Here is a 21990-nt window from a genome sequence, read left to right on the forward strand (position 1 = left end):
ATGCAAGCACAAACATTGCTTAATAAACCGATGCTTTTAGCAGGGGAATGGGTTATGCGTGAAGAGACGATCGATGTGTTGGATCCGAAAGATAATGGCTTGATTGCGAAGGTACCAGCTGCATCAAAAGAGGATGCTATGTTTGCCATTCAAGCAGGGCTCGAGGGAGCAAAAGTTGCAGCAAATTTATCGAGCTTTGAAAGAATATCCATTCTAACCAAAGCGGCGAATTATGTGGAAAAGAATCATGAGGATTTTGCTCGGATGATTGCCCTTGAAGGTAGTAAAACGATTCGAGAAGCTCGAAAAGAAGTGACGCGCTGTGTGAATACCTTACGTGTAAGTGCAGAGGAAGTGCGTAGATTAAATGGGGAAACGATACCTTTTGATCAGATGAGTGGAAGTGAGGATCGTGTTGGTTATTATTATCGCATTCCAATCGGACTTATTGTAGCCATAACTCCTTTTAACGACCCGTTGAATCTTGTTGCTCATAAGATTGGTCCCGCAATTGCTTCTGGAAATGCCATAATCGTGAAGCCAGCAACGGTTACCCCCTTAAGTGCGTTAAAGCTTGCTGAAGCGTTTGTAAATGCAGGCTTGCCTAAGAAGGTGTTGACGATCATAACGGGACATTCAAAGGAGATCGGGGAAGAACTCGTTACCCACCCTGATGTCCGCATGGTTTCCTTTACAGGTGGAGTAGAAGCAGGAGAAAAAATTGCAAAAACAGCAGGGTTAAAAAAGCTTGCAATGGAGCTTGGTTCAAACTCTCCTTGTATTGTAATGGCTGATGCTGACGTAAATGAGGCGGTGAGTTCTCTTGTGTCTGGCTCGTTTTGGGCGGCTGGACAAAATTGCTTAGGTGTTCAACGGATTTATGTCGACGAACAAATATATGAAGAGTTTGAACGGAAATTTGTCTCACGTACGAGGGCGTATGTCATTGGAGATAAGCTTCTTGATACAACTGATATCGGCCCGATGATTACAGAAAAAGAGGCATTAAGGGTGGAAACTTGGGTCAACGAGGCTGTTGAAAAGGGTGCAACCATTTTATGTGGAGGGAAAAGAAACGGTGCTTATTATGACCCTACCATTGTCACAAGGCTTCCCTCGGATTGCACATTAGCAACAGAAGAGGTGTTTGGTCCGGTTGTCATCTTATATCCTATCAATAATATTAAGGAGGCGATTGAAAAGGCAAATGATGCAAAATATGGCCTGCAGGCAGGTATTTTTACAAAAAACTTAGACCATGCATTTTATGCGATTCGTCATATCGAGGTAGGGGGAATTATGGTAAATGACAGCAGTGATTATCGCATTGATTCCATGCCGTTTGGTGGTCTCAAGCAATCTGGCCTAGGTCGGGAAGGGGTCAAGTATTCCATCCTTGAAATGACCGAGCCGAAAGTGGTTTGTTTTAAAACAATGGCAGTCACGTTAGCCTCTGCCGGATTGTAATGGGGGCTGTTAGCTTAAAAATATTACAGGGGGTAATATGTGATGCGTAAATATATGAAAGCTTTTTTAACAGTACTGTTGATTTTCAGCTTAGTGGCATGTAGCCAAACAGAGGGGACGTCAGGAAGTGAAGAAAAGGGAGAAACTACGCTAGAAAAAGTAAAAAGTGAAGGCTTTGTTACCGTTGGATTTGCCAATGAAGTTCCGTACGCGTATGCCACTCCTGATGGAAAGCTAACAGGAGAAGCTGTTGAAGTAGCGCGTGCTGTGCTGAAAAAGATGGGGATTGAAGAAATGAATGGGGTTTTAACTGAGTTTGGTTCCCTCATTCCTGGTATTCAAGCGAAGCGTTTCGACTTAATTACTGCTGGGATGTATATTACACCTGAAAGAGCAAAGCAGGTGGACTTTGCGGATCCGGAGTATAGCATTGGGGAAGCGATTGCTGTTAAAACAGGGAATCCTTTAAATATTAAAAGCTATGAAGATATTAAAAATAACTCGGATATAAAAGTGGCAGTTATGAGTGGAGCTATTCAAAGTGATTACTTAAAGAGTGTTGGTGTAGACGAAAGTCAAATCCAAGTAGTTCCTGATAACCCGTCTGCCCTTGCCGCACTACAAGCTGGACATGTGGATGTCATCGCAATGACTGGTCCATCACTTCAGTCTGTGCTGGATGCAGCAAATGATCCTGACGTTGAACGTGTTATGGATTTTGAAGATCCAATCATTGATGGGAAGAGTGTTCGTGGATATGGTGCAACGGTATTCCGTCAAGAAGATGATGATTTTAGAGAAGCGTTTAACAAAGAGTTAGCTGCCATGAAGGAATCAGGAGAATTGCTAGAGATCATTAGCCAATTTGGATTTACGGAACAAGAGCTTCCAGGAGACGTGACTGCTGAAGAATTAAGCAAATAATTTTAATGTTCTATCTACCATAAGGGCTGCAACCGAGAGAGTTCCTTCTCTCGGTTTTACCTTAGCTATATTTTTCAAATAAAGGAGGGGTGCCTGAATGTATTCATTTGTTGATTTTATTCCGCCATTGCTAGACGGTGCGATTGTGACTTTAAAGGTCATGATATTCTCTATGCTTATTGCGTTGGTCTTTTCTTTTCTATTCGGATTTATGAAATTGTCAAAGTGGAAGGTAGTTAGATTTATTGCAAACGTCTATATTGAAGTGTTTCGTGGGACATCTCTTCTTATTCAATTGTTTTGGTTATATTTTGCACTCCCGATGCTGGGCGTAAGCATTCCTGCGATGACAGCAGGAATTCTTGCAATCGGCCTGAATTATGGAGCTTATGGAGCGGAGGTTGTTAGAAGCTCTATTTTAGCAGTGCCAAAGGGGCAAACAGAAGCATCCATTGCATTGAACATGACTCCGTTTCAAAGGTTACGATATATTGTTTTGCCTCAAGCTATGCTCATCATGCTTCCAACCTTCAGCAACTTATCAATCGAACTTTTAAAAGGGACTGCACTCGTTTCGTTAGTTACCTTGTCTGATTTAACCTTTCAAGCGATGTCTCTCCGGACGACAACGATGCAAACAACGGAAATTTTCACTTTGCTACTTGTCTTCTATTTTTTAATTGGCTATCCAATGACATTAGGTTTTAAATGGCTAGAGAGAAAATTATCCGTAGGGAGGGTGTAAGCATGTGGGATTCTAATTTTGCCATTTCAATTGTTCCTGATTTAGTTGACGCGATGTGGATTACGTTAGGTGCAACTGTTACGGCATTTATTGTTGCTGCACTTCTCGGGCTGGTGTGGACAGTGTGTAAACGATCAAACTTCAAGCCCTTGTTGTTTTTAGTAACTGCTTTTGTCGAGTTTATTCGTACCACTCCATTGCTCGTTCAATTGTTCTTCATTTTTTATGTTCTCCCTGAATTTGGAATATCGCTAACCCCTTTTGTGGCAGGTGTCATTGGACTGGGGATTCATTATAGTACGTATTTATCGGAAGTGTATCGCTCAGGGATTGAAGCAGTTCCAAAGGGTCAATGGGAAGCAGGTACTGCCCTTAATTTTACCAAGAGACAAACGTGGTTTCGTATCATTTTACCCCAGGCATTACCTCCTGTTTTCCCGATGCTAGGAAACTATTTCATTGTTATGTTTAAGGAAACTCCAATACTTTCGGCTATTACACTAGTAGAAATGATGCAGACGGCAAAAATCATTGGGTCTAGTTCTTTCAAGTATATCGAAGCTTTTACAATTGTAGGGCTATTGTTCTTCTTGTTAAGCTACCCTGCATCTCTTGTTGTCCGTTATTTAGAAAATAAAACGGCTAATCGTTTTAATCGAGCTGCATGACGTTTGTTGCATGGAGCTTGATGCTTTTAATTGAAAAGAAAGGAAGATGAGTATGAGCCAAACATCCATTCTACCAATCAAAATAAGCGAGGAGACGGGAAAACTAGAACAAACACCGATTGTTCGTTATACAAAAATAAGTAAATCTTATGGTGATCTCGAAATATTGAAAGAGCTTGACTTTACAATTGACCCAGGGGAAAAAGTCGCTATTATTGGGCCTAGTGGGTCAGGAAAAACGACACTCGCACGAATGCTCATGACTTTAGAACAACCTAGCTCTGGTACAATAGAGGTGAACGGTGAACAACTTTGGCACAAGACGGTGAACGGCAAACTCGTTCCTGCAGCAGAAAAGCAGATTAGCAAGGTGCGTGGAGATATTGGTATGGTCTTTCAGCATTACAATTTGTTTCCGCATATGACAATCCTACGAAATGTTACGGCAGCCCTCGTTCATGTGGCAGGTGTTGAGAAGAAGGAAGCGGAAAAACGCGCGATTGAAATGCTGAAGAAGGTTGGATTGGACCACAAGCTTGACGTGTATCCTTCGCAATTATCAGGTGGTCAGCAACAGCGTGTGGCCATTGCACGTGCCCTTGTAATGAAACCAAGAATCATGCTCTTTGATGAAGTCACTTCAGCCCTCGATCCAGAGCTGGTAGGAGAAGTACTCGAGGTCATTCGTGAGATTGCTGTACAAGGTGAAATGGCTATGCTATTAATCACACACGAAATGGACTTCGCTCGAGACATCGCGGACCGCGTAGTATTTATGGAAGGTGGAAAAATTGTCGAACAAGGCCCGCCACACATCCTATTCACCAAACCAAAGCACCAACGAACAAAAGAATTCCTAACCCGCTTCCACTCACGCTAAACTGGACCTTGGGACAGGCATGAAGTGACCCCGGAAGTTAGAGTCTATATTTAAACGGGTAATTGGCAGATATGAGTCCGGTATTTGAACCGGACTCATACCTGCCAATTTTTTGCTTTATATTCATAAAAAATTAATATAATCTACAATTCTTTGTTTTAATTCCTCAAGTGAGTCAGTGCATCCCCATAGTACATTCTTTTTTCTTCGGTGTGTTTATTTTCTATCCTTAGCTTATCACGTCCCCGTTGTTAATGTAAAAGATAAAAATCAATGATTTGCTTGAGCTCCTCTAAATACAATTTAGCGATCCGGCTAAGTTGTGTTTTTTTATTAACGACGCAGCCGACTGTAATCAGTTCGCCTTCCTCCAGTGGGACAGACACAATATTAGATCCATTTAAATCTTCACTTAAAATTCCAGTAGATATGGTATACCCATTCAACCCGATTAACAGATTAAAAAGGGTTGCTCGATCACTAACCTGAATGCTTTTTTTACAAGGAATGGTGCTGAATAGTTCTTCTGAATAATAAAACGAGTTATACTCCCCTTGTTCAAACGTAAGACGTGGAAATTCTTCTAGCTCCTCTAACGTGACCGTTGATTTCTTAGCCAGCGGATTATGAGTACTGACGAATATATGAGGTTTTGCTTGAAAAAGAACTTCAAAATCTAACCCTCGTTCTTTTAGTAAAGGCATCATGACTTTTTCATTAAAGGAACTCACATACAAAATGCCTATTTCGCTTCGTAGGTTTTTGACGTCTTCGATGATTTCATAGGTTCTCGTTTCCCTTAGTGTAAATTGGTATTTATCCTCACCATGTTTTTTAATCATTTCAACGAATGCGTTAACGGCAAATGCATAATGCTGGGTGGAAACGGAAAAGAGCTGCTCAGAAGGGGCCGTATTAAAGTAACGGCGCTCTAACAATTCCGCTTGTTCCACCACTTGCCTAGCATACCCAAGAAACTCCGCTCCATCTGGAGAGAGGGTAATTCCTGTCGATGTACGAGTGAAAATGGTAATCCCTATTTCTCTTTCAAGCTCTTTGATCGCTTTTGATAAGCTAGGTTGCGAGATATATAGTCTTCGCGCTGCTTCATTAATCGAACCGCATGCCACCACTTCTATCACATATTTTAGCTGCTGTAACTTCATCTTGATTCCCCGTTTTTCGTCTGTGTATTTCAGAACGTTATAGTTTTTGGTTATAACGACTGATTACTTTTATCAGTTACACTATAGCACGAAAATCGTGATAGGATACAAACAATAGAGAAACAGAAAAGAGGGAATATGATGACAGTAGAAACGAAGGGGAAGAATCAAACGATTTTTCGTGCCGATCAAGTTGGGAGTTTATTACGTTCAGATGTTATTAAAACAGCTCGATTACAGAGTGTAGCTGGTGAGATTACATTAGGTCAATTAAGAAAAATCGAGGATAAGGAAATTGCAAGGATCGTTGATAAACAAAAGGAGATCGGTCTACAGGCTGTGACGGATGGAGAATTTCGAAGAGCTTGGTGGCATTTTGACTTCTTAGAAAACTTGATTGGCGTGGAAGGATTTTGGTCAGGAAACGGAATTCAATTTCACCAAAAACAAACAAAATCTCGTGTCATTAAAGTGACTAGTAAACTAGACTTTGGAAATCATCCGATGCTAGAAGACTATCAATATCTTCATCAAGTAGCAGGGGACCATACAGCAAAGTTTACGATTCCAAGTCCAAGTATGCTTCATTTTCGTGGAGAAGTGGATGAATCGGTGTATCCAGACGAGGAAGAGTTATTTGCTGATTTAGCTGCCACTTATAAAAAGGCGATTCAAGCTTTCTACGATGCGGGTTGCCGTTATTTACAGTTAGATGATACCTCTTGGGCGTATTTATGTTCAGAGGAACAAAAGGAATTGCTTCGGGCCAAAGGATTAAACCCGGATTACTTAATTAAAATGTATTTACAAACGCTAAACAAAGCTGTAGCTGATCGTCCGGAAGATTTAAAAATTACGATGCATATTTGTCGTGGAAATTTCCGCTCCACATGGATTTCTTCTGGTGGATATGAGCCGGTTGCTGAACAATTATTCGGTCACTTAAATATCGACGGTTTCTTTTTAGAATATGATAACGATCGTTCAGGCGGGTTTGAACCACTTCGTTTTGTTACTAGACCGGACCTGCAAGTTGTTTTAGGCTTGGTTACTTCCAAATTTGGAGAACTAGAAAACAAGGATGTTATTAAAAAACGAATAGAAGAGGCGTCCAAATTTGTACCATTGGACCAATTATGTTTAAGTCCTCAATGCGGGTTTGCGTCAACGGAAGAAGGAAATCTTTTGACTGAGAAGCAACAATGGGCAAAGCTTCAGCATGTTGTTGACATCTCTAAGGAAGTTTGGAAATAAACACGAGATGAGGGGGATAACATGCGCATAGTTCAGGCTTCTCAAGTCGTTGCTGAAAGTAAGTTCAATCGATTTCATTTATTAGTATTTTTATGGTGTTTTTATGCCATCGCCTTTGATGGATTTGATATTGCTTTATACGGGATCGGTTTGTCTTCGATGATGAATGATTACGATTTAACCCTTGTAGAGGCTGGAGCGATTGGCAGCTACACGTTAGTCGGGATGATGCTTGGATCATTTATCCTTGGATCGCTTTCCGATCTTATCGGTCGGAAAAAGATACTAGCACTTTGTATGATCTTATTCAGTGTGTTTTCATTATTAGCTGGTTTAGCTCCCAATTCACTCACTTTTACAATTATGCGATTTATTGCTGCCTTAGGAATGGGGGGATTAATGCCAGCGGTCATTGCCATAATGACTGAATATTCACCTAAGAAAAAGCGAGCAATGATTGTTGCGACGATGTATTGTGGTTACTCCATTGGAGCGATATTGGCATCACTGATAGGCATGTATGTGATGGAAAGTCTTGGTTGGAGATTCTTGTATTGGCTAGGGATTATCCCATTATTCACGCTTCCAATCTTTCTAAAACAATTCCCTGAATCGCTTTCTTATTTGATCGTCCGTAACCGGGGAAAAGAAATCGCAGACATTTTAGACAAAGTAGATCCAAAAGGGAAATATGAAGCAACAGATGATTTTGAATATGTGGCTGTAAAAGAACGGGCAAAAGGCTTACCTGCGAAAAAATTATTCACCGACAATCGTGTGGTTAGTACATTGGCTTTTTGGACGATGGTATTTAGCTGTCTCCTTATGATTTATGGATTAAACACCTGGCTTCCAAAAATCATGCAAGGATCTGGATACGGAATCACGTCCAGCATATCCTTCAGCCTCGTGTTAGGAGTCGGGCAAATTGGTGGTTCTTTACTAGGTGGATATTTAGTGGATCGAGTCGGGCACCGAACAGTCCTATTATTTATGTTTATCATAGGGGCGATCTGCTTTGCTTCTTTAAGTATCACATCAAATACGTATCTTTTATATGTATTAATAGCCCTAGGTGGTGCTTGCACAGGAGGAACACAGAATCTAGTAAATCCTTATATTTCTGAATTTTACCCTCAAGAAATTCGAACGACAGGTCTTAGTGTAACCGTAGGAATTGGAAGAATCGGAGCGATTTTAGCTCCTCTGATCATTGGTCTGTTGCTAACGACCAATTTAGAGCCACAGCAGGCATTTATGGCCTTTGCCGTTCCAAGTATTATCGGTGGACTTGCCCTTTTAGCCGTTCAAGAGAAATACGGCAGTTTTGACATGGTACTAACTAAAGACAATAAATAAAAGTGCGTAAAGAAAAAACAGAGCTAATGGAAAAATAAAATTAGCTCTGTTTCTGTTTATGAAGCTTGATGCTCCACATGAACTCTTTTAATAAAGATACTAACGATCACCCCAACTACAGCAATGACAATGGCAAAAATAAAGGCATCCTGTACCCCTGAAGTGAAGGCTAGTAAGGGATTGAGTGGATTCGTTGCATCTGTCACGTTCTTCATATAATCTTCCACGCCAGAGGATAAAATCGAAATCGCAATGGCTGTTCCAATCGCACCAGCCACCTGCTGTAAGGTGTTCATAATGGCGGTTCCATCTGGATACAGTTCACGTGGCAATTGGTTTAATCCATTGGTTTGAGCTGGCATCATAATCATGGAAACGCCAACCATCATCAAGATATGCATCGCAATAAGGAATGCTGAAGACGTTTCTAAATCGATCGTTGAGAAGCCGAATAAGGAGCCAGTGACAATCACAAGACCAGGGATGACTAACCATTTTGGTCCAAATTTATCAAATAAGCTACCCATGACAGGTGATAATAATCCGTTCACAATTCCACCAGGTAATAGAAGAAGTCCGGCAGCAAATGTACTTAAAGCAAGAGATGTTTGTAAGTACAGCGGCAAAAGAATCATTGACGATAAAATAACCATCATACAAATGAGAACTAATAATAATCCAACCACAAACATCGGGTATTTAAAAGCACGAAGATTAAGCATCGGCTGATTCATTTTGGTTTGACGGATACAGAATAAAAGAAGTCCGATTAAACCTACTGAAATGGCAGTAATCACGGTTGGGTCTCCCCAGCCACCGCCTTCACCTGCAGAACTAAATCCGTACACTACTCCGCCAAATCCAATCGTTGATAAAACAATCGATAACACATCAATCTTTGGCTTCGTTGGTGTGGATACATTTTGCATATAAAAGTATCCAAAAACTAGAGCAACGATTAATAATGGAAGGCAAATCCAGAAAATCCAGTGCCATGTAAGATTTTTTAAAATAAGACCAGAAAGTGTTGGTCCAACTGCAGGGGCAAACATGATGACAAGTCCCATGAGTCCCATGATTTTCCCGCGTTTATACGGTGGAACAATTAATAAAATCGTGTTGAACATCAATGGCAACATTACCGCCGTTCCCATTGCTTGCACCACACGTGCTAACATTAAGACGGCGAAGGAAGGAGCAATCGCTGCGATAAATGTTCCAATAATGGAGAGGGCAAGTGAAACAATGAACAATTGTCGGGTTGAAAACCACTGTAAAATAAGACCGGATACTGGAACGAGAATTCCTAATGTTAATAAGTAACCAGTTGTTAGCCATTGAACCGTTGTTTCTTTGATTGCAAAGTCTTCTATTAAACTACCAAGTGCCATGTTTAAAGCTGTTTCACTGAATAAACCGATGAATCCAGCAATTAAGAAAGAGACAAGAATCGGGAGTATTTTATATTCACCCGTTTCTTTCCCCTGTGTTTTACTTACTTGAGCGTCGATATTCATTCTTTTTTCCTCCTAGTTCCTATGGCTAAGTAAGTTGGGAATTTGGTTAGCAATCAACCGTAAAGTATCCCCATTTTTACTAGTTAATGAAAGTGTTGTTGCACCCTCAAGCAGGGCATTGATGGTAACGGCAAGCTCTCGAGCCTTTGTGGTTTCGTAGCCATTTTGTTCAAGCTTTTCCGCGTAAAGATCCTGCCATTCTTTGAAGGTTTTTTCACAAGCAAGTCGAAGTGTTTCATGAGTATTCGCGGTTTCTGCAGCAAGTAAGCCAATTTTTAACCCTTCTAAGCTGCAAGGTGAATCAAAAAATAAAGCAATGTTGTTCACATGATGTTGAAAAGCATGAATCAGATTATCTGTGGAAGCAAGGTCTTGTGAGGTTTGCTCTAGAACATGTTGCTTCATTAGGTTAATTGCTTCTAAGGCAATTTCTTCTTTCCCCTTTGGAAAATGGTAATACAGAGAGCCTTTAGGAGTACCACTCTCCTCAATAATTTGATTAACCCCGGTCGCGCTATATCCTTGACGTTGAAACAAGCGAGAAGCGGTTTGTAAAATAATCTCTTTTGTATGTTCTTTTTTGGTTTTCATCGTATGAAGTCATCCTTTAGAAAATTATAGAGATCGGTCTATATAAATATAGTTAGAATTTGAGGGAATGTCAATTATTAAGTTGGGGGTGTTGTTAACTTGGTGGGGGAGGGGGATTTGAACAGGGTTCGCGGGAAAAAGGAAGATGGAGTCTGAATGGGAGGGTGATTAGGACAGGGGACGCTGGAAAAAGAAAGATGGAGTCTGAATGGGAGGGTGATTAGGACAGGGGAGGCTGGAAAAAGGAAGATCGAGTCCGAATGGGAGGGTGATTAGGACAGGGGAGGCTGGAAAAAGGAAGATCGAGTCCGAATGGGAGGGTGATTTGGACAGGAATCACCGAAAAAAGAAGGCTCGAGTCTGAATGCAGAGTTGATTCGGACAGGGGGCACGGAAAAAAGGAGGACAGAGTCCAAATGCAGAGCTGATTCGGACAGTAGTCGCGGAAAAAAGGAGGACAGAGTCCAAATGCAGAGTTGATTCGGACAGTAGTCGCGGGAAAAAAGGAGGACAGAGTCCAAATGCAGAGCTGATTCGGACAGTAGTCGCCGAAAAAAGAAGGCTCGAGTCCAAATGCAGTGGTGATTCAGACAGGAATCACCGAAAAAAGAAGGACAGAGTCCAAATACAAGCACCTAAAAAAGAATGGCACGAACATACCCATTCGAACCATTCCTAAAATATATCTATTAACAACACTTCGTCTGGTCGTCCCCACTACAGCAAGCGCTAGTCTTCTCATCTTTTTCACTAACTTCTTTGATTTCCACACCACAGCAATCTGAATTCTTATTGTTTTTTACTAGTTTCTTCAAAAAGCTCATTATTAGTCACCTCCTTTCAAAATTATGCGTTAGCTGGTGTAACACAGCAATTTGGATCTTTACGTGGAGCAGGGATGGAGATTTTTTTCGTTTCTTCTCTTTCAAAAAACTTCCAAGCGTGTCTAGCATTTCTTTCTACTTCCTGTTGCTTTAGCTTTGCGATTGTTTGATAGTCGTGATAAAACATGTGATCGTCTCCTTTAATCAAAATATATTGATTTATTAATCAAAAAAAATTGATTTAATCCTTTAAAAGAAAACCTAACAGCAGCTAGGTCTAAATAGGCAGCAAAGTTCAGGGGACAGTAGGTGATTGACTTCTTCGGTGTTTACTTGGTAATAGCTCCACGTACCTTTTGTTTCTTTTGTGATTAAACCGGCATCAAGCAAAATCTTTAAGTGATACGAAAGCTTGGATTGAGGCATGTCAATCAACTCACTCAAATCACAAACACAGCTCGAGTTTTGTTGAACCAAAAGGTGTAAGATGTATAGTCGTTTTTGATCTGCAAGGGCTTTGAATTTGGCTTCGTATGTTACAAGCTTGCTTTGCAAAGAAATCTCTTCATTAGTTGCATTACGAGTTACGTCCGTTAAGGGAATGAACTGTTTCACTTTTCGTTCTCCTTTAATCAAAAATACTTGATATACTGTATTATACTTCCAGTGGTAGGTTTTGGCAACTGTTAAATCAAAAAAAATTGATTTTATTTTTTCGACTTTACAAAAGCTTTACAAAAAACTGATTGAGCTATGTATATAAGTGTATTATTATATAAGTAATCGATTATATGATTATTTACATCAAATATTTGGGGAAGATAAACGTATTCTAATGGCCAATTAGGAGGTGTTTCCGTGCAACAAGAATCTGTCATTGAGATTGAAGAAGTCGCTAATGTCTTAAAGCTTCTAGGAGACAAAACACGATTAACGATCGTGAAAATATTAGATTCACACGACTGCTGTGTGTGTGAGTTTGTTGAGATTTTTAAAACCAGTCAGCCTGCGATTAGTCAGCATGTCCGAAAGCTAAAGGATAAGGGAATTGTTAAGGAATCAAGAAGAGGACAGTGGATTATTTATTCTTTAAATAAGGAAAGTGAATACTATCCATTCTTGCAGGATGTGCTTAAATCTTTACCCGATCAAGGCTTCAGACTGGATGAATTAGAAAAACAAGGTTTGCGTATTTCTTGTTGTGAATAAGGAGGTTCATTTGTGACATCTATTGTATTAGCATCAGTGATTTTTTTGCTGACATTAGTTTTAGTTATTTGGCAGCCGAAGGGGTTGTCGATTGGATGGTCCGCTTGTGGTGGGGCAATTCTAGCGTTGCTTGTTGGAGTGGTGGATTTTCAGGATGTTCTTGATGTAACAAGCATCGTTTGGAATGCGACATTAGCATTTATCGCCATTATTATTATTTCTTTAATTCTTGATGAAATTGGTTTCTTTGAGTGGTCTGCCCTTCATATGGCTCGTGCCGCTAAAGGTAACGGTGTTCTCATGTTTGTGTATGTTTCAATCCTAGGTGCAATCGTTGCGGCATTCTTTGCGAATGACGGAGCAGCGTTAATTCTCACACCAATCGTTCTGGCGATGGTTCGAAACTTACAATTCAATGAAAAGATGGTGTTTCCATTTATTATCGCGAGTGGATTTATCGCTGATACCACTTCATTACCACTTGTCGTTAGTAACCTGGTGAATATTGTTTCTGCTGACTTTTTTGGCATCGGCTTTGCTGAATTCGCCTCAAGGATGATTGTTCCAAACTTCTTTTCATTAGCAGCGAGCATTCTGGTTCTTTATCTTTATTTTCGAAAAAGTATTCCAAAATCCTATGACCTCACGCAGCTGAAACAACCGGTGGACGCCATACGAGATCAGAAAATGTTCCGTCTCTCTTGGCTAGTATTAGCGGTTCTACTCATTGGGTATTTTGCGAGTGAGTTTACAGGAATTCCTGTTTCCATTATCGCCGGAATTGTCGCGATCTTCTTCCTCTTCATGGGCAGAAGAAGTCCGGCTGTTAATACTCGCACCGTTGTAAAAGGAGCACCATGGGCGATTGTCTTTTTCTCGATTGGGATGTATGTGGTTGTTTACGGTCTGCGAAATGTAGGCTTAACGAATTTATTAGCAGACCTGATTCAGGTGACGGCTGATCAAGGATTGTTCGCAGCTACTGTAGGAATGGGCTTTATTGCTGCGATTTTATCGTCTGTGATGAACAATATGCCGACCGTAATGATTGATGCGTTAGCGATTGCTGACACCAATACAACGGGAGTCATTCGAGAGGCGCTCATCTATGCGAATGTGATTGGTTCGGACCTTGGACCGAAAATCACCCCGATTGGATCACTTGCGACGCTTTTATGGCTTCATGTTTTATCGCAAAAGGGAGTCAAAATTTCATGGGGCACTTATTTTAAAACAGGTATCATTCTAACCATCCCAACATTATTTATTACGTTAGTTGGGCTATATATTTGGTTATTAATCATCCACTAAAAGGAGAAGGAAAACATGACGAAAAAAACAATCTACTTTTTATGTACTGGAAATTCTTGCAGAAGCCAAATGGCTGAAGGTTGGGCGAAAAAGCATTTAGGAGAAGAGTGGGATGTAAAAAGTGCTGGACTTGAGGCACATGGTTTGAACCCAAATGCAGTAAAAGCAATGACAGAAGCAGGTATCGATATTTCCAATCAAACATCTGACACGATTGATCCTGAAATCTTAAATAAAGCGGACTTAGTGGTCACTCTATGTGGACACGCAGCAGATCATTGCCCAGTGACTCCTCCACATGTGAAGCGTGAGCATTGGGGCTTTGATGATCCTGCGAAAGCAGAAGGAACAGAAGAAGAAAAATGGGCATTTTTTCAACGTGTTCGTGATGAAATTGGCGATCGAATCAAAACATTTGCTGAAACAGGGAAATAAGCATAAAACCCGGGGATGAATACATCTCTGGGGTGTTTTCTACCTTATATATAAGTATATGCTTATAAAATTAAAGGGGGTGCTTTACCATGACCAAAGTAGAAATCTTTGACCCTGCACTATGCTGTCCAACAGGTGTGTGTGGACCAAGTGTTGATCCTGAATTAACAAGAATGGCCACTTCTGTGTTTATTTTAGAAAAAAAAGGCTTCGATATTACAAGGTATAACTTGGCGAGTGAACCGGGTAAGTTTGCTGAGAATACGAAGGTGAACCAATTGTTGCATGAAAAAGGTCCAGATTCGCTGCCAATTACGTTAGTCAATGGGGAAGTCAGTCAATCAGGAAGCTATCCATCAAATGAAATTCTGGCTCAGTGGTTTGGGATCAGTATGACTGAATTAGAGAAGAAGAAGGTTACGAATAAAATCAATCTAATCTAACCGATGGAAGGTGTAAGGTAATGTTCCAACCATTTGATCCCAAAACTGTTGTTCATACGCCGTTTCTGTTCTTTACCGGAAAAGGTGGGGTAGGAAAAACATCGACTGCCTGTGCAACGGCTGTTGCGCTTGCGGATGAAGGAAAGAAGGTTCTTCTTGTAAGCACAGATCCAGCTTCGAATCTTCAAGATGTTTTAGAACTCAAACTAACGAATATTCCAGTCGAAATTCCACAGGTGAAGAATTTATTTGCTTGTAATTTAGACCCGGAACAAGCAGCGAAAGCCTATCGTGAAAAGGTTGTTGGACCGTATCGAGGGGTACTACCCGATTCCGTCGTAGCCACGATGGAAGAGCAATTATCCGGAGCATGTACGGTAGAAATAGCGGCATTTGATGAATTTACCAGTCTTTTAGCTGACCCAGCGATTGTAGATGTTTTTGACCATATCATTTTTGATACGGCTCCAACGGGACACACGCTTCGGTTGCTTCAATTACCATCCGCTTGGAGTGGCTTTTTAGAGGAAAGTACTCATGGTGCTTCTTGTTTAGGACCGTTGTCAGGACTCGGGGAGAAAAAGGATTTATATGCAAAAACGGTTCAAGCATTATCCGATTCTGCTAAAACGATGCTCGTTCTTGTCGCTAGACCGGATGAATCATCGCTTTACGAGGCCAATCGGGCAGCAAAAGAACTAAAGGAAATTGGCATACAAAATCAAGCGTTAATTCTTAATGGAATCCTACAAACGTATTTTCCGGATGATAAGATTTCTACGGCTTTTTATAAAAAGCAAAGAAACGCGGTAAGTCAGTTGCCAGATGAATTAAAGCAGGCGGTCATCTACTCCTTGCCGTATGTTTCTTACTCTTTAACAGGGATAGAGCATTTGCGATACCTGCTGAAGCATTATTCGATTCCGCCTGTTCAATTAGCGGGAGAGCTTGAAAAAGGACACACCCTTCCCGACTTAGAACAACTAGTGACGTATTTTTCTACTCAACAAACCCTGGTGATTTTAACGATGGGAAAAGGGGGAGTAGGGAAAACGACGATTGCCTCGGCGATCGCGGTGGGCTTAGTGGAAAAAGGTCATAAAGTGCATGTAACCACAACAGACCCGGCGGCCCATTTGGAGTTAATGTTTGAAAATCAGGAATATCCCGATTTATCCATTAGCCGAATTGATCCGAAGCATGAGGTGGAGATGTATAAAAAAGAGGTACTTTCAACTGCTGGACAGAACTTGGATGAAGAAGGCCTTGCTTATTTGGAGGAGGATTTGAATTCACCGTGTACAGAGGAAATTGCCGTCTTTCGAGCGTTTGCTGAAGTGGTGGACCGATCACAGGATGAAATTGTAGTGATTGATACAGCTCCAACCGGACATACTTTGCTACTATTAGATGCGGCACAGTCGTATCATAAAGAGCTATCTCGATCAACGGGAGAAGTTCCAGAGAGTGTTCAAAAGCTTTTGCCACGCCTAAGAAATCCTCAGGAAACAGCGGTTGTGATCGTGACGTTAGCGGAAGCAACTCCCGTATTAGAAGCACAGCGTTTGCAAGAGGATTTGAAGAGAGCTGAGATCCTTCCACAGTGGTGGGTGATTAACCAAAGTCTTTATGCAACGAATACAAAGGATCCGGTGCTAAAGGGACGAGCCATCGCAGAGGAACAGTGGATTCAAAAGGTAGAAGATATTTCAAAGAAATGTGCCATTGTTCCACTGATGAATGAAGAACGATCAGGTTACGAACACTTAAAAGCAATGGTGGAGTAAAACATACTAGAGAGGATGAAGATGATGCAAATCACTAATGAAGCACGTGAACAATTAAAGCAAGTATTTGTAGAACAAGCGGCCAATGGTCTCCGCGTATATTTTGCGGGCTTTGGCTGAGGACGACCACAAGTAGGGCTGGCTCTGGATGAGCCGGAAGAAAATGATAAAGTAATGACAATTAATGAGATTCAAGTTGCAATCGATCCACATATTGAGGATCATATTGGAGATCTGATTTTAGGACTTAATGAAGAGCGAACCGCTTTTGTGCTTGTTGGAAACGAAAGCGATTGTTGCTAACAGGAGGATACCCAGATGAGTGAAAAAAACTATCAGGCTTTAATCAAGGATCGAATTTTTATCGGTGGGGCGGATCAAGTGGAAGAGGTTATGGAAAATGAGAAAGTCGACGTGATCTATGATTTGCGCGCGGAGGCTCCAACAGAAGAATCCCAATATAACCGAATTCATCAGCCCATTGTTGATGATGAAGAGCACCAAGAAGAGTCTGTAAAAAAGGCCATTAATGAAGTGATTTCTTCCTATAACGAAGGCAAGAAAGTGTATTTTCATTGCGGTGGAGGCAGCAACCGTACAGGTACAGTTGCGATTGGTACCTTGTTAGGATTAGGGCATGCTGAGAGAATCGACAAGGCGGAAGAAATGGCTCAAGGAATTCGTTCGAAAATTAAGGTAAAGCCGGAGATGAAGGCAACATTGAAAAAGATTTACCCGAATGCTTAATTGGAAATCGTACAGCTGACATATAGTCGGCTGTATTTTTCTTTAGTATACATTGTGATATTATTCACAAAAAGTCCATAACTTTGTAGCAGAAATTTGAACAATGCTTTGAAGTGATGATATTTGAAATTGAGAATGTTAATCTTAGGGCATAGAAATAATACATTTTATTGTTGAAAGGAAGATTCATATGATTAACAAATGGTGGAGAAACAACAATATTGCAGCAGGGATTGTTACAGTCATTCGATTGTATTTAGGATACGGCTTTCTAACAACAGGTTGGGGGAAAATAAGCGGAGGAGCATTTGATGCAAGTGGCTTTATTGGAAATGCCATTAAAAATCCGGTGGTCGGTCCAGATGGTAGTGCCGTGTTTGGTGCGTATACATCATTCCTAGAAAGTGTCGCTTTACCGAATGTGGAGTTATTTAATTTTATGGTTCCATGGGGCGAATTTTTAGTGGGCTTAGGCTTAATTTTAGGATGCTTAACAACAGCTGCTTCTTTCTTTGGAATGGTATTGAACTTTTCATTTTTATTAGCAGGTACAATTTCTCATAATCCTACAGATATCTTAATGGGCTTCTTAATTATCACTGCCGGTGCCAATGCTGGTTTATTCGGACTAGATCGTTATGCATTGCCATATTTACGCAAGTTAACAAAAAAAGGAAAAGAAAGTAAAATCGTAACAAACTAATGAAAAAGGGTTGCAATCTTTGAATTGCAACCCTTTTGTTATGCTTCTAGCCAGGATTGTGACCATTTTTCTATATCTCTCATAAGAGGCTCTAAGGCTACTCCCTTATCAGTTAGTGAATATTCAATTCGAACAGGAGTTTCTGGGAATACTTCGCGATTCACAATGCCTTCATTCTCCAGATCTTTTAACCTCTCTGAAAGTACACGACCACTTACACCAATAGAGGATTCTAGGCTACAAAAACGCTGTGGGCCACCTAGTAACTGGTAAATAATTAAGCCGGTCCATCTTTGGCTTAAAATACTCATCGCTTTTTCAAATCTAGGACAAATGGATTTATCCATGACAATCACTCCTTCCTTCTATTATAACCCCTTTTTTACATAATTAAATTATTTTTTATAAAATACTTACTTGAAGTTTGTTTGTTATTAAAATATAATTACTTACATAAAGTAAGTTACTAATAATTATTTCAAACCGGTTTTTAAAAGATAAACAGTAAATGATAACTATATATGTAGGAACATACTAAAGGAGAGATCGTAAATGGGATTTCATCGGGAACCAAATACATTTGTTAGCCAAGTAAAATTAAAAGTAGCAAACCTAGAACGTTCGCTTACGTTTTACCAAGAAGTCATTGGACTACAGGTGTTACAGCAAACAAACACTACAGCCGATCTAACAGCTGATGGTAAAACAGTGCTTGTTTCTATTCAACAACCGGTTAATGTCGTGTCAAAGCAAGGACGTACGACTGGACTGTATCACTTCGCATTATTATTACCGACACGTGCAGATTTAGGAAGATTATTAAAGCATTTTCTCCAGGTGCGTTATCCATTACAAGGCGCATCCGACCATTTGGTAAGTGAAGCGATCTATTTAGCTGACCCAGATGGGAATGGAATCGAAGTGTATGCGGACAGACCAGCTTCTAGTTGGAGTTGGAATAATGGAGAAGTGGAAATGCCCACGGTTGCGATAGATGCGGAAAGTCTTCTTGCTGAGGGAGAAGGAAAAGCATGGAACGGAATGCCAGCTGAAACGATTATGGGTCATATCCATCTTCATGTGTCAGAGTTACAGAAAACTGAGGAGTTTTATACAAAGGGACTCGGATTTGAAGTTGTTACTCGATACGGAGGCCAGGCCTTATTTATTTCTACTGGTAAATACCATCACCATATTGGATTGAACATTTGGAATGGTGTTGGTGCCCCGCCTGCTGCTGAAAACAGTGTGGGCATGGAATCTTATACAATGGTGTTTCCTAGTGACGAAAAGCGAAAGCAGATCCTCTCTAAGTTAAAGGAAATGGGCGTAACAGTTACAGAGGAGAAGGGTGCATATATTACGGCAGATCCTTCGGGAAATCGAATTCGATTAGTGGTTTAATGGTAAAAGCAGTGAGGTTCTTTTTAGGGCCCACTGCTTTTTGTTGTTTTTAGTTACCGTGGGGCTTTGTTTTTGAATTTGATGGGCAATGAAAGAGGAGTAGAGTGCCCGTGAGATGAAAATGTTGGTCATGGCGGTAACTGAAAGGGAGATAGAGTGCCCGTAAGCGAAAAAATTTGTGCGTCCCGGTAACTGCAAGAACAAGTAGCTAGCCAACATCGATTTCTCTTGACAGAAACCTAGTAAATTATTATATTAGTAACATACTTTAGTGCTAAAAAGCGTTTAAGTAAAATAGAGACTTTCTGTAGGGTTGAGAGCTGGAAAGTCTGCTATTCATATATAAATTAGGGTGGTAATATGGAGCTCCTTTGTCCCTATTGACGTGAGGGCTTTTTTTCTTTGCTCAAAACCCTTATTGGAGGAAAACATCATGAATCAAGACAGCGTACTAACATTAAAACCAATGGAAGCTTTTATTATTTCTTTGATCGTTATTGGGGGAATTAGCTATTCTCTTATATTTGCTGGTGCCGTTCCTCATATTCCGATTGTTTTAGCGATCATGGGATTGTTTGTTTACGGTATTTATAAGAAGGTTTCGGTTAACGAATTGGAAGAGGCGATCATTAATGGAGCGAAATCAGGAGCTGGAGCCGTATTTATTTTTCTCTTTATCGGGATGCTGATTAGTAGTTGGATGGAAAGTGGGACGATTCCTACTTTTATCTATTTGGCGCTTGAAGTTGTCAGTGACAAATGGTTCTATGCCATCGCATTTACCGTGTCTGCTATTATTGGCATGAGTATTGGAAGTTCGTTAACGACTGCAGCAACGATTGGCGTTGCCTTTATGAGTGTGTCCACTGCGCTGGGACTTTCAGATGCCATAACAGCTGGAGCCGTGATTTCAGGTGCGTTTTTTGGCGATAAAATGTCTCCTCTATCAGACACAACGATTTTGGCATCTTCTACTGTTCAAGTAGACTTGTTTGACCATATCAGAAATATGGCTTGGACAACGGTCCCGGCATTTGTCTTATCTTTCCTATTATTTGTTATGTTGTCACCGGCAGAATCTGCTGCGAATTTTGCTGATTTAGATCTTTTAAAAGAAAGTTTAAAAAATCATGATCTTGTACATTGGTACTCTTTATTACCATTTGTCGTGTTAGCACTGTTAGCGATTAAAAAAGTGCCAGCAATTATCACTTTAGCATCAGGAATTGCTACTTCTTTGATTGTTACGTTATTTGTACAAAAGGAGATCGATCTTCAGGGACTAATGAACACCCTATTTGCTGGATATTCTTCCAATACAGGAGTGGAGGAAATCGATTCCATGCTTTCTAGAGGTGGAATGGAGAGCATGATGTTTTCTGTTTCACTTATTCTTTTAGCATTAGCCATGGGTGGGTTATTTTTTAAGCTTGGAATTCTCCCAGCTTTGCTTGCAGGAATTAGCGGCATGTTGAATAAGGTGTGGAGCCTTGTGGTTTGGACGGCAGGAACAGCCGTTACCATTAATTTCTTAGTTGGGGAACAATATCTTTCCATCCTTTTAACAGGAAGTTCCTTTAAAGAAAGGTACAAAAAGATGGGTCTTCACGGGAAAAACCTTTCGAGAATATTGGAGGATGCGGGGACAGTAGTCAATCCACTTGTTCCATGGAGTGTGTGTGGAGTCTTTTTGACGGGGGTATTAGGAGTAGAAACATTATCTTATCTTCCTTTTACGTTCTTTTGTTTATTGAGTCCGATCATTACGATGATATTCGGTTTAACTGGCTTTAAACTTTCAAAGCTAGAGAAATAACCTTACAATGAACGTATGACGGATTCTTGAGGAGTGTAACGATGACGAAGAGAGCTTTGATTAATATCGATTATACGAATGATTTTGTTGTAGGTGCTTTGCCATGTGGAGAGCCTGGTATAGCTATCGAAGGAGAAATCACCAAGATTACTGAGGAATTTATTAATAAAGGCGAGTATGTGGTGTTCGCAATTGACCTTCATAAAGAAGGCGATCATTTTCATCCAGAAACAGAACTGTATCCTCCTCATAATATTGAAGGAACAGAGGGCAGACATTTGTATGGGACGTTAAACACGCTGTATCTTCAAAATCTTGAGAAGGAACATGTGTATTGGATGGATAAAACACGCTACAGTGCTTTTGCTGGAACGGATTTAGAAATCAAGCTAAGAGAGCGAGGCATCACAGAGGTCCACTTAGTTGGGGTTTGTACCGATATTTGCGTGCTACATACAGCTGTTGATGCTTATAACAAAGGCTTTAAAATCGTCGTACATGAAAATGCAGTAGCTAGCTTTAATCAAGCTGGACATGATTGGGCATTAGGGCATTTTAAAGGAAGCATGAATGCACGAATTAAATAATTATCTTTAGGCGTAATCACCATTGGTGGTTACGCTATTTTATTGTACAGCCAGTAGCTACAAGCTATGATCAATATTTGCGGAAAATTTACTAGTCTTCTAGAACTTCACTATATTTCAAGTTTCATGGTACACTGTTTTTTATATAATTAT

25 protein-coding genes are annotated in these 21990 nt (G+C 40.5%); 18 read left to right on the forward strand and 7 right to left on the reverse strand.

All coding sequences use genetic code 11. The features are described 5' to 3' along the window. From ACQ5H4_RS14095 to ehuA, 5 genes are all read left to right on the forward strand, one after another. Positions 1-1467 (forward strand): aldehyde dehydrogenase family protein, encoded by a 1467-nt coding sequence (locus tag ACQ5H4_RS14095; protein WP_430775613.1) that lies wholly within the window; start codon positions 1-3, stop codon positions 1465-1467. Between the two features lie 42 nt (positions 1468-1509). Beyond that, positions 1510-2391: an ectoine/hydroxyectoine ABC transporter substrate-binding protein EhuB gene (gene ehuB / locus ACQ5H4_RS14100; protein ID WP_430775614.1), complete on the forward strand. Its 882-nt coding sequence runs from the start codon at positions 1510-1512 to the stop codon at positions 2389-2391. Positions 2392-2488: 97 nt separating this feature from the next. Next, entirely contained in the window at positions 2489-3136 is a 648-nt protein-coding gene (gene ehuC / locus ACQ5H4_RS14105; RefSeq protein ID WP_430775615.1) for an ectoine/hydroxyectoine ABC transporter permease subunit EhuC, read from the forward strand. Between the two features lie 2 nt (positions 3137-3138). Further along, on the forward strand, positions 3139-3804 hold the full coding sequence (gene ehuD, locus ACQ5H4_RS14110; protein WP_430775616.1) for an ectoine/hydroxyectoine ABC transporter permease subunit EhuD: 666 nt from the start codon (positions 3139-3141) through the stop codon (positions 3802-3804). A gap of 52 nt (positions 3805-3856) precedes the next feature. Then, positions 3857-4684, forward strand: a complete 828-nt coding sequence (ehuA, locus tag ACQ5H4_RS14115; protein ID WP_430775617.1) for an ectoine/hydroxyectoine ABC transporter ATP-binding protein EhuA — start codon at positions 3857-3859, stop codon at positions 4682-4684. Positions 4685-4935: 251 nt separating this feature from the next. Here ehuA and ACQ5H4_RS14120 read toward each other — a convergent pair whose 3' ends face one another. Further along, on the reverse strand, positions 4936-5850 hold the full coding sequence (locus ACQ5H4_RS14120; RefSeq protein ID WP_430775618.1) for a LysR family transcriptional regulator: 915 nt from the start codon (positions 5848-5850) through the stop codon (positions 4936-4938). A 141-nt stretch (positions 5851-5991) separates the two neighbouring features. Here ACQ5H4_RS14120 and ACQ5H4_RS14125 point away from each other — a divergent pair, with 141 nt between their 5' ends. Continuing rightward, positions 5992-7104, forward strand: coding sequence for a 5-methyltetrahydropteroyltriglutamate--homocysteine S-methyltransferase (locus ACQ5H4_RS14125; protein WP_430775619.1), 1113 nt, complete (start codon positions 5992-5994; stop codon positions 7102-7104). A gap of 21 nt (positions 7105-7125) precedes the next feature. Continuing rightward, on the forward strand, positions 7126-8463 hold the full coding sequence (locus tag ACQ5H4_RS14130) for an MFS transporter (protein ID WP_430775621.1): 1338 nt from the start codon (positions 7126-7128) through the stop codon (positions 8461-8463). A gap of 56 nt (positions 8464-8519) precedes the next feature. Here the strand turns inward: ACQ5H4_RS14130 and ACQ5H4_RS14135 are convergent, their stop codons facing one another. The 5 genes from ACQ5H4_RS14135 to ACQ5H4_RS14155 form a co-directional block, all read right to left on the reverse strand. Further along, the gene (locus ACQ5H4_RS14135) at positions 8520-9980 is read right to left on the reverse strand and encodes a DHA2 family efflux MFS transporter permease subunit (protein WP_430775623.1); all 1461 of its coding nucleotides are present in this window, start codon (positions 9978-9980) and stop codon (positions 8520-8522) included. 12 nt (positions 9981-9992) lie between these two features. After that, entirely contained in the window at positions 9993-10571 is a 579-nt protein-coding gene (locus ACQ5H4_RS14140; protein WP_430775625.1) for a TetR/AcrR family transcriptional regulator, read from the reverse strand. A 689-nt stretch (positions 10572-11260) separates the two neighbouring features. Then, positions 11261-11395 (reverse strand): hypothetical protein, encoded by a 135-nt coding sequence (locus tag ACQ5H4_RS14145; RefSeq protein WP_430775627.1) that lies wholly within the window; start codon positions 11393-11395, stop codon positions 11261-11263. 22 nt (positions 11396-11417) lie between these two features. Beyond that, positions 11418-11582: a hypothetical protein gene (locus ACQ5H4_RS14150; protein ID WP_430775628.1), complete on the reverse strand. Its 165-nt coding sequence runs from the start codon at positions 11580-11582 to the stop codon at positions 11418-11420. Between the two features lie 74 nt (positions 11583-11656). Beyond that, a complete protein-coding gene (locus ACQ5H4_RS14155) occupies positions 11657-11956 on the reverse strand; it encodes an ArsR/SmtB family transcription factor (RefSeq protein WP_430775706.1) in 300 nt (99 codons plus the stop codon). Between the two features lie 297 nt (positions 11957-12253). Between ACQ5H4_RS14155 and ACQ5H4_RS14160 the strand changes: the two genes are divergently transcribed. The 8 genes from ACQ5H4_RS14160 (at position 12254) to ACQ5H4_RS14195 (ending at position 18030) form a co-directional block, all read left to right on the forward strand. After that, positions 12254-12604: an ArsR/SmtB family transcription factor gene (locus ACQ5H4_RS14160; RefSeq protein WP_430775629.1), complete on the forward strand. Its 351-nt coding sequence runs from the start codon at positions 12254-12256 to the stop codon at positions 12602-12604. 12 nt (positions 12605-12616) lie between these two features. Next, complete coding sequence (locus ACQ5H4_RS14165; protein WP_430775631.1) at positions 12617-13915, forward strand: arsenic transporter; 1299 nt, start codon at positions 12617-12619, stop codon at positions 13913-13915. A 15-nt stretch (positions 13916-13930) separates the two neighbouring features. Continuing rightward, entirely contained in the window at positions 13931-14350 is a 420-nt protein-coding gene (gene arsC, locus ACQ5H4_RS14170; protein WP_430775632.1) for an arsenate reductase (thioredoxin), read from the forward strand. Between the two features lie 89 nt (positions 14351-14439). Next, positions 14440-14793 carry an arsenite efflux transporter metallochaperone ArsD gene (gene arsD, locus ACQ5H4_RS14175; RefSeq protein ID WP_430775633.1) on the forward strand — a complete coding sequence of 118 codons (354 nt, stop codon included), beginning with the start codon at positions 14440-14442 and terminating at the stop codon, positions 14791-14793. 20 nt (positions 14794-14813) lie between these two features. Next, a complete protein-coding gene (gene arsA / locus ACQ5H4_RS14180; protein WP_430775634.1) occupies positions 14814-16580 on the forward strand; it encodes an arsenical pump-driving ATPase in 1767 nt (588 codons plus the stop codon). Between the two features lie 174 nt (positions 16581-16754). Beyond that, a complete protein-coding gene (locus ACQ5H4_RS14185; protein WP_430775636.1) occupies positions 16755-16883 on the forward strand; it encodes a hypothetical protein in 129 nt (42 codons plus the stop codon). 15 nt (positions 16884-16898) lie between these two features. Beyond that, positions 16899-17327, forward strand: coding sequence for a protein-tyrosine phosphatase family protein (locus ACQ5H4_RS14190; protein ID WP_430775638.1), 429 nt, complete (start codon positions 16899-16901; stop codon positions 17325-17327). A 190-nt stretch (positions 17328-17517) separates the two neighbouring features. Continuing rightward, a complete protein-coding gene (locus tag ACQ5H4_RS14195; protein ID WP_430775639.1) occupies positions 17518-18030 on the forward strand; it encodes a DoxX family protein in 513 nt (170 codons plus the stop codon). A gap of 38 nt (positions 18031-18068) precedes the next feature. On the opposite strand, the gene ACQ5H4_RS14200 is transcribed toward ACQ5H4_RS14195, so the two are convergent. Beyond that, entirely contained in the window at positions 18069-18377 is a 309-nt protein-coding gene (locus ACQ5H4_RS14200; RefSeq protein WP_430775640.1) for a winged helix-turn-helix transcriptional regulator, read from the reverse strand. 205 nt (positions 18378-18582) lie between these two features. Here ACQ5H4_RS14200 and ACQ5H4_RS14205 point away from each other — a divergent pair, with 205 nt between their 5' ends. From ACQ5H4_RS14205 to ACQ5H4_RS14215, 3 genes are all read left to right on the forward strand, one after another. Next, positions 18583-19434 (forward strand): VOC family protein, encoded by an 852-nt coding sequence (locus ACQ5H4_RS14205; RefSeq protein ID WP_430775641.1) that lies wholly within the window; start codon positions 18583-18585, stop codon positions 19432-19434. Between the two features lie 433 nt (positions 19435-19867). Continuing rightward, positions 19868-21250: a Na+/H+ antiporter NhaC gene (nhaC, locus tag ACQ5H4_RS14210; RefSeq protein ID WP_430775642.1), complete on the forward strand. Its 1383-nt coding sequence runs from the start codon at positions 19868-19870 to the stop codon at positions 21248-21250. A gap of 41 nt (positions 21251-21291) precedes the next feature. Further along, the gene (locus tag ACQ5H4_RS14215) at positions 21292-21837 is read left to right on the forward strand and encodes a cysteine hydrolase family protein (protein ID WP_430775643.1); all 546 of its coding nucleotides are present in this window, start codon (positions 21292-21294) and stop codon (positions 21835-21837) included. Positions 21838-21990 lie beyond the last annotated feature (153 nt).

Origin of the sequence: Bacillus coreaensis, from assembly GCF_050586445.1 — a bacterium.
Classification (GTDB): Bacteria; Bacillota; Bacilli; order Bacillales; family Cytobacillaceae; genus Robertmurraya_A; species Robertmurraya_A coreaensis.

What these genes read in the sequence shown, in the direction of transcription:
- ACQ5H4_RS14095 (WP_430775613.1), top strand. Translation starts at nt 1, where the DNA reads ATGCAAGCACAAACATTGCTTAATAAACCGATGCTTTTAGCAGGGGAA.
- ehuB (WP_430775614.1), top strand. Translation starts at nt 1,510, where the DNA reads ATGCGTAAATATATGAAAGCTTTTTTAACAGTACTGTTGATTTTCAGC.
- ehuC (WP_430775615.1), top strand. Translation starts at nt 2,489, where the DNA reads ATGTATTCATTTGTTGATTTTATTCCGCCATTGCTAGACGGTGCGATT.
- ehuD (WP_430775616.1), top strand. Translation starts at nt 3,139, where the DNA reads ATGTGGGATTCTAATTTTGCCATTTCAATTGTTCCTGATTTAGTTGAC.
- ehuA (WP_430775617.1), top strand. Translation starts at nt 3,857, where the DNA reads ATGAGCCAAACATCCATTCTACCAATCAAAATAAGCGAGGAGACGGGA.
- ACQ5H4_RS14120 (WP_430775618.1), bottom strand. Translation starts at nt 5,850, where the DNA reads ATGAAGTTACAGCAGCTAAAATATGTGATAGAAGTGGTGGCATGCGGT.
- ACQ5H4_RS14125 (WP_430775619.1), top strand. Translation starts at nt 5,992, where the DNA reads ATGACAGTAGAAACGAAGGGGAAGAATCAAACGATTTTTCGTGCCGAT.
- ACQ5H4_RS14130 (WP_430775621.1), top strand. Translation starts at nt 7,126, where the DNA reads ATGCGCATAGTTCAGGCTTCTCAAGTCGTTGCTGAAAGTAAGTTCAAT.
- ACQ5H4_RS14135 (WP_430775623.1), bottom strand. Translation starts at nt 9,980, where the DNA reads ATGAATATCGACGCTCAAGTAAGTAAAACACAGGGGAAAGAAACGGGT.
- ACQ5H4_RS14140 (WP_430775625.1), bottom strand. Translation starts at nt 10,571, where the DNA reads ATGAAAACCAAAAAAGAACATACAAAAGAGATTATTTTACAAACCGCT.
- ACQ5H4_RS14145 (WP_430775627.1), bottom strand. Translation starts at nt 11,395, where the DNA reads ATGAGCTTTTTGAAGAAACTAGTAAAAAACAATAAGAATTCAGATTGC.
- ACQ5H4_RS14150 (WP_430775628.1), bottom strand. Translation starts at nt 11,582, where the DNA reads ATGTTTTATCACGACTATCAAACAATCGCAAAGCTAAAGCAACAGGAA.
- arsC (WP_430775632.1), top strand. Translation starts at nt 13,931, where the DNA reads ATGACGAAAAAAACAATCTACTTTTTATGTACTGGAAATTCTTGCAGA.
- arsD (WP_430775633.1), top strand. Translation starts at nt 14,440, where the DNA reads ATGACCAAAGTAGAAATCTTTGACCCTGCACTATGCTGTCCAACAGGT.
- arsA (WP_430775634.1), top strand. Translation starts at nt 14,814, where the DNA reads ATGTTCCAACCATTTGATCCCAAAACTGTTGTTCATACGCCGTTTCTG.
- ACQ5H4_RS14185 (WP_430775636.1), top strand. Translation starts at nt 16,755, where the DNA reads ATGACAATTAATGAGATTCAAGTTGCAATCGATCCACATATTGAGGAT.
- ACQ5H4_RS14190 (WP_430775638.1), top strand. Translation starts at nt 16,899, where the DNA reads ATGAGTGAAAAAAACTATCAGGCTTTAATCAAGGATCGAATTTTTATC.
- ACQ5H4_RS14195 (WP_430775639.1), top strand. Translation starts at nt 17,518, where the DNA reads ATGATTAACAAATGGTGGAGAAACAACAATATTGCAGCAGGGATTGTT.
- ACQ5H4_RS14200 (WP_430775640.1), bottom strand. Translation starts at nt 18,377, where the DNA reads ATGGATAAATCCATTTGTCCTAGATTTGAAAAAGCGATGAGTATTTTA.
- ACQ5H4_RS14205 (WP_430775641.1), top strand. Translation starts at nt 18,583, where the DNA reads ATGGGATTTCATCGGGAACCAAATACATTTGTTAGCCAAGTAAAATTA.
- nhaC (WP_430775642.1), top strand. Translation starts at nt 19,868, where the DNA reads ATGAATCAAGACAGCGTACTAACATTAAAACCAATGGAAGCTTTTATT.
- ACQ5H4_RS14215 (WP_430775643.1), top strand. Translation starts at nt 21,292, where the DNA reads ATGACGAAGAGAGCTTTGATTAATATCGATTATACGAATGATTTTGTT.